Annotated in this window: 10 protein-coding genes; 5 read left to right on the plus strand and 5 right to left on the minus strand. The window is 70.5% G+C overall.

The genetic code is table 11. The features are described from left to right. Nucleotides 1–31: 31 nt before the first annotated feature. A complete protein-coding gene (locus JOE48_RS05255; protein ID WP_210028473.1) occupies nucleotides 32–388 on the minus strand; it encodes a DUF6460 domain-containing protein in 357 nt (118 codons plus the stop codon). A gap of 279 nt (nucleotides 389–667) precedes the next feature. Here JOE48_RS05255 and JOE48_RS05260 point away from each other — a divergent pair, with 279 nt between their 5' ends. From JOE48_RS05260 to pdeM, 3 genes are read left to right on the plus strand one after another with little or no spacing between them, the layout of a single operon-like run. Next, nucleotides 668–1,624 carry an alpha/beta hydrolase gene (locus JOE48_RS05260; protein ID WP_210028475.1) on the plus strand — a complete coding sequence of 319 codons (957 nt, stop codon included), beginning with the start codon at nucleotides 668–670 and terminating at the stop codon, nucleotides 1,622–1,624. Then, entirely contained in the window at nucleotides 1,621–4,323 is a 2,703-nt protein-coding gene (locus JOE48_RS05265; RefSeq protein WP_245253111.1) for a ligase-associated DNA damage response DEXH box helicase, read from the plus strand. Before JOE48_RS05260 ends, JOE48_RS05265 begins: the two co-directional genes overlap by 4 nt. 41 nt (nucleotides 4,324–4,364) lie before the next feature. Further along, entirely contained in the window at nucleotides 4,365–5,078 is a 714-nt protein-coding gene (gene pdeM, locus JOE48_RS05270; RefSeq protein WP_210028476.1) for a ligase-associated DNA damage response endonuclease PdeM, read from the plus strand. 183 nt (nucleotides 5,079–5,261) lie between these two features. Here pdeM and JOE48_RS05275 read toward each other — a convergent pair whose 3' ends face one another. Next, on the minus strand, nucleotides 5,262–6,248 hold the full coding sequence (locus tag JOE48_RS05275) for a CorA family divalent cation transporter (protein WP_210028477.1): 987 nt from the start codon (nucleotides 6,246–6,248) through the stop codon (nucleotides 5,262–5,264). Nucleotides 6,249–6,460: 212 nt separating this feature from the next. Between JOE48_RS05275 and groES the strand changes: the two genes are divergently transcribed. Both groES and groL read left to right on the plus strand, forming a co-directional pair. Next, entirely contained in the window at nucleotides 6,461–6,751 is a 291-nt protein-coding gene (gene groES, locus JOE48_RS05280) for a co-chaperone GroES (protein ID WP_091779337.1), read from the plus strand. 72 nt (nucleotides 6,752–6,823) lie between these two features. Further along, nucleotides 6,824–8,467, plus strand: coding sequence for a chaperonin GroEL (gene groL, locus JOE48_RS05285; protein ID WP_210028478.1), 1,644 nt, complete (start codon nucleotides 6,824–6,826; stop codon nucleotides 8,465–8,467). 1,709 nt (nucleotides 8,468–10,176) lie between these two features. Here the strand turns inward: groL and fae are convergent. From fae to JOE48_RS05300, 3 genes are all read right to left on the minus strand, one after another. Next, nucleotides 10,177–10,689 (minus strand): 5,6,7,8-tetrahydromethanopterin hydro-lyase, encoded by a 513-nt coding sequence (gene fae / locus JOE48_RS05290; protein ID WP_091713492.1) that lies wholly within the window; start codon nucleotides 10,687–10,689, stop codon nucleotides 10,177–10,179. 237 nt (nucleotides 10,690–10,926) lie between these two features. After that, complete coding sequence (locus JOE48_RS05295; protein ID WP_210028479.1) at nucleotides 10,927–11,760, minus strand: triphosphoribosyl-dephospho-CoA synthase; 834 nt, start codon at nucleotides 11,758–11,760, stop codon at nucleotides 10,927–10,929. Continuing rightward, the gene (locus tag JOE48_RS05300) at nucleotides 11,757–12,665 is read right to left on the minus strand and encodes a RimK family alpha-L-glutamate ligase (RefSeq protein ID WP_210035575.1); all 909 of its coding nucleotides are present in this window, start codon (nucleotides 12,663–12,665) and stop codon (nucleotides 11,757–11,759) included. Before JOE48_RS05300 ends, JOE48_RS05295 begins: the two co-directional genes overlap by 4 nt. Nucleotides 12,666–12,733: the final 68 nt, after the last annotated feature.

The raw sequence follows: 12,733 nt of genomic DNA on the forward strand, positions 1-12,733 counted from the left end.
GGTTCGGAGCAACGGCCTGTTGGCCGGGCCCTCAGCGCGAGACCGCGAAGAGCCGTGCGATCAGCCACAGCGGCACGACCACGATCGCCCCGGCGACGATCCAGCCGCCGAAATCGTGAAGCGAGGCAAGGCCGACCTCGATCAGCGCCCTGGCCGAATCGTACAGATGCCAGAACAGACGCCCGGGCGTCAGGCCGAGCATCGACATGAAGGCGCCGACCAGCACCGATAGGAACAGCAGGCGGACAAATACCCCGACGGGCGAGCCGCCGAGGAAGCGGCGCAGCGCCGACCCGCGCGGCCGATAGGCGCTCGCCCCGTAGGCGCCGTCCGAATTCGGCGCACCCTGCTCGAAGCCCTGCGGGCGCCGGTTATGATCGACGAGCATTGCGTCCTCGTGAACCTCAGGCCTTCCGGATCGGCGACGAAGCGGGCAGAACCGTGACCGGTACACCACACCGCGGCGAAACCCGAGCGCGGATCGAGCGTTGGCGGATTTCTCCCGCTAAGCCCAGATGGCAAGCGGCGTCGGTCCCGCCAAGATGTGGGGATTGGCGATGGATGAGGCACCTCGCGAAACGTCCGCTGCGCTGCTTGGGCTCAGGAGAGCCCCTCAGGCGCGGGAGTTTCGTGAGAGGCTCCGAGGACCGACGGGACCAAACGCATTATGATCGACCACGCCCTGTTCGACCCGGCGACGATCGATCCCGAGACGATCCGGATCAATGCCGAGATCGTCGCGGCGCATGCCGCCTTGCCGGATCCCTGGTCGCTGCCGATCGCCGAGGTGCGGGAGCGCCGCCGCGCCGGCACCAAGGCGGCGCCGGCAATGCCGCACAGCGCCCGCGCGGAATGGCTGACCATCGACGGTCCGGGGGGGCCGCTCCGGCTCCGCGTGATCCATCCCAAGCCGGGCGCGAAGCTGCGCGGCGCCTATCTGCACATTCATCGCGGCGGCTGGGTCTGGGGCTCGGCCGACGAGCAGGATCCGTGGCTCGAGCGGATCGCCGATACCTGCGGCTTCGTCGCCCTGTCGGTGGATTACCGCCTCGCGCCGGAGCATCCCTACCCGGCGGCCCTGCTCGACTGCGAGGCCGCGGCCCTCTGGCTCGCTGGGCCCGGCAAGGCCGAGTTCGGCATCCACGCCCTGACGATCGGCGGCGAGTCGGTCGGCGCCCATCTCGCCGTGATGGTGCTGCTGCGGCTGCGCGACAAGCACAACCTGCCACGGGCGTTCCGCGGCGCCAACCTCAACGCGGGCTTCTTCGACCTGGGCCTGACCCCTTCGGTGCGGAACTGGGGCGAGGAGCGTCTGGTCGTGAACACCCGCGACCTGACCAAGTTCGCCGACGACTACGTCCTTGAGGGGATCGACCGGCGCCGCCCGGACGTGTCGCCGATCTACGCCGATCTGAAGGGCCTGCCGCCCGCTCTGTTCACCATCGGCACCGCCGATCCACTCCTCGATGACACGCTGTACATGTCGGCGCGCTGGGCCGCGGCGGGGAATGGCGGCCATACGGCGATCTATCCCGGCGGCTGCCACGTCTTCGCGCGCTATCCGAGCCCGATGAGCGAACGGGCGCTGGAACTGATCGACCGCTTCCTGATGGCGCTCGCCTGAGCGATCCGTCCGAGATCCTGCCGGAGACGTTCCGGGCCTGGTTCGCGGCGCGCGGCTGGGCGCCCCGGCAGCACCAGCTCGACCTGTTGCGGATCGCCGGGGACCGCCGTTCGGCCCTGCTGGTAGCGCCGACGGGCGCCGGCAAGACGCTCGCCGGGTTCCTGCCGAGCCTCGTCGCCCTCGCGGAGCGCGGGCCGCAGAAGCTGAAGCCCACGGGGCTCCACACGCTCTACGTCTCGCCGCTGAAGGCGCTGGCGGTCGACATCGCCCGCAACCTCGACGCGCCCATCGCCGAGATGGCGCTGCCCGTGCGGGTGGAGACGCGCACCGGCGACACGCCCGCGCACAAGCGCACCCGCCAGATCAGCCGGCCGCCCGACATCCTGTTGACCACGCCCGAGCAGCTGGCGCTGCTGATCGCTCATCGCGAGGCGGCGGCGCTCTTTTCGGGATTGCGCTGCGTCATCCTCGACGAGCTGCACGCGCTGGTGACCTCGAAGCGCGGCGACCTGCTGTCCTTGGCGCTGGCGCGGCTGCACCGGCTGAGCCCCGGGCTCGCGGCGATCGGGCTGTCGGCGACGGTGCGCGAGCCGGACGAATTGCGGAAGTATCTGGTGCCGCAAGGCCCGCTTCCCCCTCCCCCCTTTGCGGGGGTGAGTGGCCCGCGAAGCGGGTCGGGAGAGGGGAGCGGCGGTGCAGATCGCGGCAGTGAACTTCATGAAGGCCGCGCCCCTTCCGAAACCCGCGCTCCCCGCTTGCGGGACTTCGTCCCGGCCCGACCCGGCCTAACGACCGGGCCGCCCTCTTCCGCCGAGGAGGGAGAGCGTGCGGTGCCCTCCATGGCCGACCTCGTCACCGTGGCCGGCGGCGCGAAGGCGGACCTGCGCATGCTCGACCTCGGCCGGGCTCTGCCAATCTCCGGCCACACCGCCTGGCATTCGATGCCGGCGATCTACGAGCTCATCAAGGAGCATCGGACCACGCTGGTCTTCGTCAACACGCGCCTCCAGGCCGAGTACACCTTCCAGGAATTGTGGCGGCTCAACGAGGACGCGCTGCCGATCGCGATCCACCATGGCTCCCTCGACGCCCAGCAGCGGCGCAGGGTCGAGGCCGCCATGGCGGCGGGCCAGCTGCGCGCGATCGTCTGCACCGCGACCCTCGACCTCGGCATCGATTGGGGCGACGTCGACCTCGTGGTCAATGTCGGCGCGCCGAAGGGCGCGAGCCGGATCATGCAGCGGATCGGCCGGGCCAACCACCGGATGGACGAGCCCTCGAAGGCCTATCTCGTCCCCGGCAACCGCTTCGAGATGCTGGAGTGCCAGGCGGCGCTCGACGCCGTCGAGGAGGCCGCGCAGGACACGCCCGACGCCCGGCTGGGCGCCCTCGACGTGCTCGCGCAGCACGTGCTCGGCATGGCCTGCGCCGACGCCTTTGATCCCCTCGACCTCTACGACGAGATCGTCTCGGCGGCGCCCTATGCCGGCCTGACCTGGGAGTCGTTCGAGCAGGTGGTTGATTACGTTGCCACCGGCGGCTACGCGCTGCGCGCCTACGAGCGCTTCGCCAAGATCCTGCGCGGACCGGATGGGCTCTGGCGCGTGCGCGACGCCCGCACCGCCCAGGCCTACCGGATGAATGTCGGCACCATCGTGGAGGCGGCCCGGGTGCGGGTGCGCCTCGGCCGGACTGTGCGCGGCAAGCCCGGCACGGTCCTGCCGAAGACCGGCCGGGTGCTCGGCGAGATCGAGGACGAGTTCGCCGAGACGCTCACCGTCGGCGACACCTTCCTGTTCGCCGGCGAGACCCTGCGGTTCGAGGGACTGGCCGAGGACGAGTGCCTCGTGACCCGCGCACCGCCCGGGACCGACCCGGCGATCCCGTCCTACGCGGGCGCGAAGTTCCCGCTCTCGACCTTCCTGGCCGAGCGGGTCCGGGCGCTGATCGCCGACCCGTTCGCGTGGGAGCGCCTGCCGCAGCAGATCGGCGAATACCTGCTGCAGCAGCGCCGCCGCTCGGTCCTGCCGGGCGAGCGCGACCTGCTGGTCGAGACGTTCCCGCGCGGCAAGCGCTACTACCTGACGGCCTTCCCGTTCGAGGGGCGCCTGGCCCACCAGACGCTCGGCATGCTGCTGACCCGCCGGCTCGAGCGTGACGGCCTGCGGCCGCTGGGCTTCGCGGCCAACGATTACGGCATCGCGATCTGGACGACCCGCGACGTGTCCGAGCGCGCGACCCTCGATCCGGACTTCATCGGCGACCTGTTCGCGGTCGACATGCTGGGCGACGACCTGGAGGCGTGGCTCGACGAATCGGCGATGATGAAGCGCACGTTTCGCCAGTGCGCGGTGATCGCCGGTCTGATCGAGCGCCATCACCCGGGTCTAAAAAAATCGGGCCGTCAGGTCACGATCTCGACCGACCTGATCTACGACGTGCTGCGCAAGCACCAGCCCGACCACCTGCTGCTCCGCGCGGCGCGGCAGGATGCGGCAACCGGACTCCTCGACGTGAGGCGCCTCGGCATGATGCTAGAGCGCATCCAGGGGCGAATCATCCACAGGTCTCTCGACCGGGTCTCGCCGCTCTCCGTATCCGTGATGCTCGAGATCGGGCGCGAGCGGGTCTACGGCGAGGGCGCCGACGAGATCCTGGCCGAGGCCGAGGCGGAGCTTCTTCAAGAGGCTCTGTCCTGACCATCGATCCGCCCTCCCCCGACGATTCCGAGGATGCGATCTTGGCGGCCGGCCTGAGACTCGAGAAGACTTCCAAGCACCCGACCCTGATGCTCGCGGGCGAGACCCTGATGCTCGACCTGTGCGGCGGCCTGTGGCTGCCGGAGCACCGGACGCTGATCGTCTCCGACCTCCACCTGGAGAAGGGCTCGTCCTACGCGGCCCGCTCGGGTCAGTTCCTGCCGCCCTACGATACCCGCGAGACCCTGGCCTGCCTGCACGAGGCCGTGGTGCGCCACGATCCCGCCCGCGTGGTCGCGCTCGGCGATTCCTTCCACGATGTCCGCGGGCCCGAGCGGATGGAGCCGGGTGACCGCGCCCTGGTGGCGGCGCTGCAGGAGGGCCGGGACTGGGTCTGGATCGCCGGAAACCACGATGCGGCGGTCAGCGAGGGCGTCGGCGGCCGCTACGCCGAGTCGCTGACCATCGGTGGCCTCGTCCTGCGCCACGAGCCGAGCCCGGAGCCCGTGGCCGGCGAGATCGCCGGCCATCTTCATCCCTGCGGCAAGGTCGCCATGCGGGGCCGCGCAGTCCGCCGCCGCTGCTTCGCCACCGACGGGTCGCGCCTCGTGATGCCGGCCTTCGGGGCTTATGCGGGCGGCCTGAACGTCCGCGACAAGGCGATCGAGAGCTTGTTTCCGAACGGGTTCACCGCGCACCTTCTCGGAGACGGGCGGGTCTTCGCAATCGGTCGGGCGCAACTCGCCCGGGACTGAGCACTTTCTCAGGCGGACGTCCTGAGCACGGTCGCGCGCTTCGACAGGTCGGCCGATTGGCCGGTGAGGAGCCCGGCAATCCGGGCGCGGATCTGGCGGACGATCGATCGGGGAAGGTGTCGATGGCGGTCAACCGAGGTTGGTCCGCAGGACATCGCCCTGGATGCGGTTTCCGGCGGGATGTCAGAACCAGCCCCGGAGTCGGAAATAGACGATCGGGGCAATGGCGCTGAAGAGGATCAACCCGAGCGCGTAAGGGTAGCCGTAGGCCCAGTCGAGTTCCGGCATGTGCTTGAAGTTCATGCCGTACATCGAGGCGATCAGCGTCGGCGGGACGCCGACCACCGAGACCACGGTCAGCACCCGGAAGACGTTGTTCTGCTCGATGTTGATCAGGCCGAGCGCCGCGTCGAGGAGGAATTGCACGTTCTCGGCGAGCCGGGTCTCGAACTCGTCGAGCGATTCGATGTCGCGCCGGATCGTATCGAAGCGTCCATCCTCGGGCAGGCCGAGCCCGTCGCAGGCGGCCGACACGAACGGCACGATCCGCTCCAAGCCGAGCAGGCTCGCGCGGATCTTGCCCAGCACCTTCCCGCGATTGCTGATGCCGCGCAGGATCCGGCGCAGCGCGAGGTCGCGGCGGCGGGGCGGCGGGCTCTCCAGCCGGCGGCGGTCGGCGCCGCGGACGTCGAAGTCGAAGATGCGGGTCGAGAGCGAGTCGAGTTCCGATGCCATGTCTTCGAGCGCGTCCGCGAGGCTGTCGACCAGTTCCTCCAAGACGACGAGGAAGACCTCGCTCGGGGTCGTGCTGCCGTCGCCGTCCACGATGCGCTTCGCCGAGGAATCGAACGCCCGCAGGTCGTGGAAGCGGATCGTGACGAGGTGATCCTTGGTCAGCAGGAAGCCCAGCGGCTTCAGCTGCGACGCGCTCTGCTCGAAGGTGATCATCGGCGTCGACAGCGAGAGCCCCCCCTTGACCCGGCGCAGGCGGCTCGACGTCTCGACTTCCGAGAGCGCCGCCCGGGACGGCACGCGCAGGCCGGTCGCGGCTTCGACCGCCGCGGCTTCCTCGGGGCTCGGATCGTTCAGGTCCAGCCACACCGTGTCGCGCGGGATCGGGCTGCCGGGTTGCAGCGCCACCGGGCCTTCGGAACCATGCAGGCTCAGCATGAGAGCGCGTTATCCATGTTGGTGAAAGACAGCCGCCGGCGCGTCATCGCCCCGTCGCGCGGGGGTGCGACAGTCTTGACTCGAAACCGCAGCGGGCCTATCTCGCCGCCGTCTTTGGCACTCGCCGAGACAGAGTGCTAACAGTCGAGTTCGCGAGCGGTCCCGCCGGCCGCATCAACGCCAACTCCAGACCTGAAGCAAGAGGGCAGCTCATGAAGTTCCGTCCGCTGCACGACCGAGTGGTCGTCCGTCGCATCGAAGGCGAAGAGAAGACCAAGGGCGGCATCATCATCCCGGACACCGCCAAGGAGAAGCCGCAGGAGGGCGAAGTCGTCGCCGTCGGTCCCGGCGCCCGCGACGAGTCCGGCCGCGTCAACGCGCTCGACGTCAAGGCCGGCGACCGCGTCCTGTTCGGCAAGTGGTCCGGCACCGAGGTCAAGATCGACGGTCAGGACCTGCTGATCATGAAGGAATCCGACATCATGGGCGTCGTCGCCGCCTGATCGTATCATCCGTCCCCGCCCTTTGAGGCCGCCTGAGGCCTTGGGGTTCAACCACGAGACAAGAGGCAAACCATGGCAGCGAAAGACGTTCGTTTCTCCGCCGACGCCCGCGATAAGATGCTGCGCGGCGTCGACATCCTCGCCGACGCGGTGAAGGTGACGCTGGGCCCGAAGGGCCGCAACGTCGTGATCGAGAAGAGCTTCGGCGCCCCGCGCATCACCAAGGACGGTGTGACGGTCGCCAAGGAGATCGAGCTCTCCGACCGCTTCGAGAACATGGGCGCCCAGATGGTGCGCGAAGTGGCCTCGAAGACCAACGACATCGCGGGTGACGGCACCACCACCGCGACCGTGCTGGCCCAGGCCATCGTTCGCGAAGGCGCCAAGTACGTCGCCGCCGGCATCAACCCGATGGACCTGAAGCGCGGCATCGACCTCGCCACGGCGGCCGCCGTGAAGGACATCACCGCCCGCGCCAAGAAGGTCTCGACCTCCGACGAGGTCGCCCAGGTCGGCACCATCTCGTCGAACGGCGACACCGAGATCGGCCAGATGATCGCCCACGCCATGCAGAAGGTGGGCAACGAGGGCGTGATCACGGTCGAGGAGGCCAAGACCGCCGAGACCGAGCTCGACGTCGTCGAGGGCATGCAGTTCGACCGCGGCTACCTCTCCCCGTACTTCATCACCAACGCGGAGAAGATGGTCGCCGAGCTCGAGGACCCCTACATCCTCATCCACGAGAAGAAGCTGTCCTCGCTCCAGGCCATGCTGCCGGTGCTCGAGGCCGTGGTCCAGACCGGCAAGCCGCTCCTGATCATCGCCGAGGACATCGAGGGCGAGGCTCTGGCCACGCTGGTGGTCAACAAGCTCCGGGGCGGCCTGAAGGTCGCGGCCGTCAAGGCGCCGGGCTTCGGTGACCGCCGCAAGGCGATGCTCGAGGACATCGCGATCCTGACCAAGGGCCAGATGATCGCCGAGGATCTCGGCATCAAGCTCGAGAACGTGACGCTCCCGATGCTCGGCCGCGCCAAGCGCGTGCGGATCGAGAAGGAGAACACCACGATCATCGACGGCGTCGGCGAGAAGTCCGACATCGAGGGCCGGATCAGCCAGATCAAGGCGCAGATCGAGGAGACGACCTCGGACTACGACCGCGAGAAGCTGCAGGAGCGCCTGGCCAAGCTCGCGGGCGGCGTCGCGGTGATCCGCGTCGGCGGCGCGACCGAGGTCGAGGTCAAGGAGAAGAAGGACCGCGTCGACGACGCCCTCAACGCCACCCGCGCGGCGGTCGAGGAAGGCATCGTCCCCGGCGGCGGCACCGCGCTCCTGCGCGCCAAGAAAGCGGTTGCCGAGCTGAAGTCCGACATCCCGGACGTCCAGGCCGGCATCAAGATCGTGCTGAAGGCCCTTGAGGCCCCGATCCGCCAGATCGCCCAGAACGCGGGCGTGGAAGGCTCGATCGTGGTCGGCAAGATCACCGACAACACCTCCTCGGAGACCTACGGCTTCAACGCCCAGACCGAAGAGTATGTCGACATGATCCAGGCCGGCATCGTCGACCCGGCCAAGGTGGTGCGCACCGCTCTGCAGGACGCGGCCTCCGTGGCCGGCCTGCTGGTGACCACCGAGGCGATGGTCGCCGACGCGCCGAAGAAGGACAGCGGCGCCCCCGCGATGCCGGGCGGCGGCGGCATGGGCGGCATGGACTTCTAAGTCCGAGCCACCTGCGAGACGAAGGAGAGGGGTCGCCGAGAGGCGGCCCCTTTTCCGTTGAGATCGGTCGCCGCCGGCCGTGAGAAGGGGCCTGGCGTGCTCACGAGCTTCGCGCGTGGCGAGGCCCGGGGCCTTGCCAGGCGGGTCTCAAGCAGCGGTTCGTCGCCGATCTTTCGAGCGCCAGCAGCATCGCGGTGGTGTTCGAGGGTCGGCAGATCGCCGCCTCCCGCGCGATCGAGAAGAGCCCGGAGGGCAGGGCCAGCTGGCGCGTGTACGGGTGCACCCGGACCGACCGCCTGACGGCGTCTTGCGGCACGGTCTCTGAGCTGGCGGTCGCGGTGTGAAGCTGGCGACGGGCATGGTGCTGAGGATCCGTTTCATCCCCTGCCCGGGGAAGCCTGACGCTTGGTGTGGACGCGGCGGCGCCGCGTCCCCCCGTCATCCCGGGGCCGCGCAGCGGAACCCGGGATCCGGAGCCGAGGGCGGCGCGCTATCCTGGCGCGGCGGCGGCGCTCGGCGGCCCGCCTCCGGCGTGTCCCCGCGGGTCCGGGCCCGCCTGCGGCGCCCCGGGACGACGATGCGGGGCGTGATCCACACCGGCTGCACGGCGACGGGGACGACCATTCTTGACAATATTCCTATTCTGTGCTTCCTAGCCGCACCTGCCCACGGCGGTTCGGGAGCGATCCCGGGGCGTCCTTCATGGGACCCGTGCGGTGGCTGACCGGGCGGGTCCGGGGGTGGGGCGGCGCCCGCGTCGGTGGCTTTCAGCCGCCATCGCCCCGGGCGGCGTGCCCGGTACGGGGCGTGTCTCGGTGGCGGGCGTGAGACCGGGCGGCCCTTGGCCCGGCGGGGGCGGAAATGCCCCCGCGCCGACCCGCCTCTGGGCCGACCCTACGCATCCTGCGGATCCGCCCACGACGAGGCGGGCGAACGGCTGGAAGGCCACGGAGAGTGATAGCGGGTTCCGGAGGCGCGTGCGCCTCGCCTGAGACCGCTTGGCAGGCCGGCGCAGGACCGGGACGTCGCACAGACGCCGCGACGAGAAAGACGGCACCGGCCGGGGACCATGCCCGGCCGATGCCGCGGGCGCCGCGGGGATCGGATCCCGCGCGTTGACTGGCCGACACCTGGGTTCCCGCGGCGTCCCGCGTCCCCTGTGGTCGCTTCTTGGGCCATGCCCCCGGCGCCCAACGGCGCGCGGGGACGATCGCGCATGGCGGGAGGGGCCTGTCGGTTCCGCCACCCGCGCCGTCGTTCCGGGGCGCCGCAGGCGGGCCCGGACCCGGAGGGGCAGGCCGGGGGCGGGCAACCCAGAGAAGCCGGCGGTGCACGCCCTTGCCGCCTCGGCGGGTCCGGATCCGGGCCCCGCTGCGCGGCCCCGGGAAGACGGGGCGGTACGGGGCGGGCGAGGACGTAGAACGGCGACCGCATGGCCCGCCCGGTCGCGCGCGGCGAAGCGACCTGGGATGCGGAGCGTCAGGAATGCGGTGCGGACGGTTTGCTTCGATGCGCCTGCAACGACCGACCGCGCGAGCAGCGGTCGACGCCCCACCCCGGGGCGGCGGGTGCATGACGCACAAAAAACGGGACGGCTCGCGCCGTCCCGTTCGAGGACCTACCTATCGGCCAAGAAAGATCGAAGCCAGTCGCTGAATCAGGCCCCGCGGTGCGGGCGGAGGCGCGCTCTGCCCAGGACCGTCCCCGATCTAAGCGTTGGCGGCGAAGGGGTGCTGCGCGGAGTTGCGCTGCTCGGTGACCGTCGAAGCCTTCGGCTCGCCGTTGACGGCGCGCTGGATCGACAGCTTGGTCGCCTCGTAGTTGTACTTCTGGATCTTGGCGTCGTCGGCCGCCTCCCAGTGGATGAACACGCCGACCAGGATGAACAGGTCGTCGGCCTCGTCCGCCGGGATGATGCCCTCGGCCACCGCGTCCTGCACGGCCTTGGCAACGCCGTGCTGGGCCGGGCCGAACATCTGGACGGCCTGACGGGCGTCGTTGATGGTGACCTTGTTGAACATCAGGGTGTTCGGCTTGCACGGCAGGTTCGGCGCGATGACCGCGAGCAGGCTGGTGAAGCCGTGCTTGTTGTTCACGAGGCCGTTGCAGAAAGCCGTCTCGGCCGGCGAGCCGCGCGGTCCGATGATGAGGTCGATGTGGGCGACCTCGTTGCCGTCGCCGACGAGCGCTTCGCCGACCTGAACCTTGGTGATCTTCGCCATTCGGTGTCTCTCCCTGGATTCCGAAAAAAGCCGCGCGCCGGGCGGTGCCGCGGCCGGGAAGCCATCCTTGTTATCGGCGCCCGACCATCCCGGCCAAGCCGGATGGGCCGAGCCGGTTGGGCCGGACAGCGCGGCGGACCCTACAGCGGGGCCCTGCGGCTCACAACCCGCGCAACGCCCTGCCACGAAGGAATTTCTTTGTCGTCCGCTCGGGGAACACCGGAACGTGCGCGCGGTTCAGGCCAGAGCCGCGCCGGCGTTCGCGAGGGCGTCCCAGAACAGTGTCGCGACGGTGAAATCCGCGCTCGTGCCCGGGTTGAGGCCGCGCGCCTTCAGCGAGGCGTCGAGGGCCAGCAAGGCGTCGACTGGCCGTATCCCGAGATCGAGCCCGGCGAGGGCGGCCTCGGCCTCCCGGCGGACGCCCTCGGCCGATGCCGGGCCATGCTTCCGGGCGATATGGCTGTCGGGCACCGAGCGCAGGTAGGCCAGGTGGATGGCAGTGGTGCACCAGGCGGGATCGAGCCCTCCGGCGCGGGCTGCGGACAGGGCCGCGAGGCCGATCGCCGGCACGTCCGCGAAGCCGGTCACGTAGGCCTGGGCGATGCGGTCCCGGTCGGCGGCCTCCGCCATCGCGTCCAGGAGCGAGCCGGGTGCCGCGGCGGCGACGTCGTGCCGGCCAGCGCGGCCGAGCCCGCCCGGATTGGCGAGGCGGATCGCCGCGAAGACCGCCTCGGAATCCGCGCTGTCCAGGTTTCGGAGCACTGCCGCGACGGTCTGGCCCCGCTCGGCAGCGGCGGCCAGCGGAGCGCACAGGAGCAGGATGCCGAGATTGGTGTTCTGGCCCACCGCCGCCATCGTGGCGGCGACGCCACCGCGGATTCGCGCGCCGACAGGCGCGCCCTGTTCCGCAACGGCGCCCGCAGAGACGTCGGCACTCGTGACGAAATCCGCCACCTCCATGCGATGGCCGGCCGCGTAGGCGTGGACGTTGCCGGGCTTGAGGGCGTCGAGTTCCGCGAGGCAGGCGGCCCGGTAGAGCGTGCCGATCAGGGCGGCGTCGAGCCCGGTCATGCCACCACGAGCCGGGGACGGCTGGCACCGCGGGCCGCGGCGAGGAAGCCGCGCACCACCGCGGCGGCGATGTCGGTCTCGCACACGGTCTGGAGCCCCGACCAGGCCGGCATGGAATTGACCTCGAGGACCGAGAACCCGCCCTCCCCGTCCTCGACGAGGTCGACGCCGGAATAATCGACGCCGACCGCGGCGGCGGCGGCCTCGGCCAGTTCTGCGGCGGCGCGCGGCATCGCCCAGGGCAGCGGCCGGCCGCCCCGGTGGACATTGGTGATCCAGCCGTCGCCCTCGCGGATCATGCCGGCGATCGCCCGGCCGTCGCAGACGAACACCCGATAGTCGCGCCACAGGCCGTCCCGGCGCGGCACGTAGCGCTGGAGGTAGTAGACCCGCGCCACCGCCTCCTCGTCGGGCAGGTCCTCCGGGCGCTCGATCAGGGCGAGCCCTTCCCCTTGTGAGCCGAACAGCGGCTTCAGGACCAGCGGCGCGCCCGGCCGCGCCTCGGCGGAGACCAGATCCGCGGCGGCCGCGCGCTTCGAGAACACCCAGGTGGCCGGCGTGGGCAACCCGGCCCGGTCGATGAGCAGCGAGGTCGCCGCCTTGTCGACCGAGCGCTCGATCGCTGTCGGCGCGTTCCAGACGGTGACCCCCGCCGCGACCAGGGCGTGCAGCACGCCGAGCCGCATCGTCGTGGCCTCGAAGGTGCCGCCCGCGATGGTCCGCATCAGCACGCCGTCCGGCAGCGCGTCCGGAAAGCCCGGCACGCGCAGGGGCTCGCCGCCGCCCGTGACCACGGCCACGTCGGCGAGGGAGAACAGCACTGGCTCCACGCCGCTCGCGCGCAGGGCCGCGAGCAGACGGTTCTTGTGCCAAGTGCCGTTATCGGCCGCGAGCCCGATGCGCATGGGGGTCCTGATCGTCACGGGGCCGCCCGCCTCCGGGGCGGCCCGAGGTTCTGTCGCTCGGTGGATCG

This window comes from Methylobacterium sp. PvR107, from assembly GCF_017833295.1.
Taxonomy (GTDB): Bacteria; Pseudomonadota; Alphaproteobacteria; order Rhizobiales; family Beijerinckiaceae; genus Methylobacterium.

Bases quoted from the DNA above. Each gene is read 5' to 3' on its own strand.
- groES (WP_091779337.1), top strand. From the start codon at position 6,461: ATGAAGTTCCGTCCGCTGCACGACCGAGTGGTCGTCCGTCGCATCGAA.
- groL (WP_210028478.1), top strand. From the start codon at position 6,824: ATGGCAGCGAAAGACGTTCGTTTCTCCGCCGACGCCCGCGATAAGATG.
- JOE48_RS05255 (WP_210028473.1), bottom strand. From the start codon at position 388: ATGCTCGTCGATCATAACCGGCGCCCGCAGGGCTTCGAGCAGGGTGCG.
- JOE48_RS05295 (WP_210028479.1), bottom strand. From the start codon at position 11,760: ATGACCGGGCTCGACGCCGCCCTGATCGGCACGCTCTACCGGGCCGCC.
- JOE48_RS05260 (WP_210028475.1), top strand. From the start codon at position 668: ATGATCGACCACGCCCTGTTCGACCCGGCGACGATCGATCCCGAGACG.
- JOE48_RS05300 (WP_210035575.1), bottom strand. From the start codon at position 12,665: ATGCGCATCGGGCTCGCGGCCGATAACGGCACTTGGCACAAGAACCGT.
- JOE48_RS05275 (WP_210028477.1), bottom strand. From the start codon at position 6,248: ATGCTGAGCCTGCATGGTTCCGAAGGCCCGGTGGCGCTGCAACCCGGC.
- fae (WP_091713492.1), bottom strand. From the start codon at position 10,689: ATGGCGAAGATCACCAAGGTTCAGGTCGGCGAAGCGCTCGTCGGCGAC.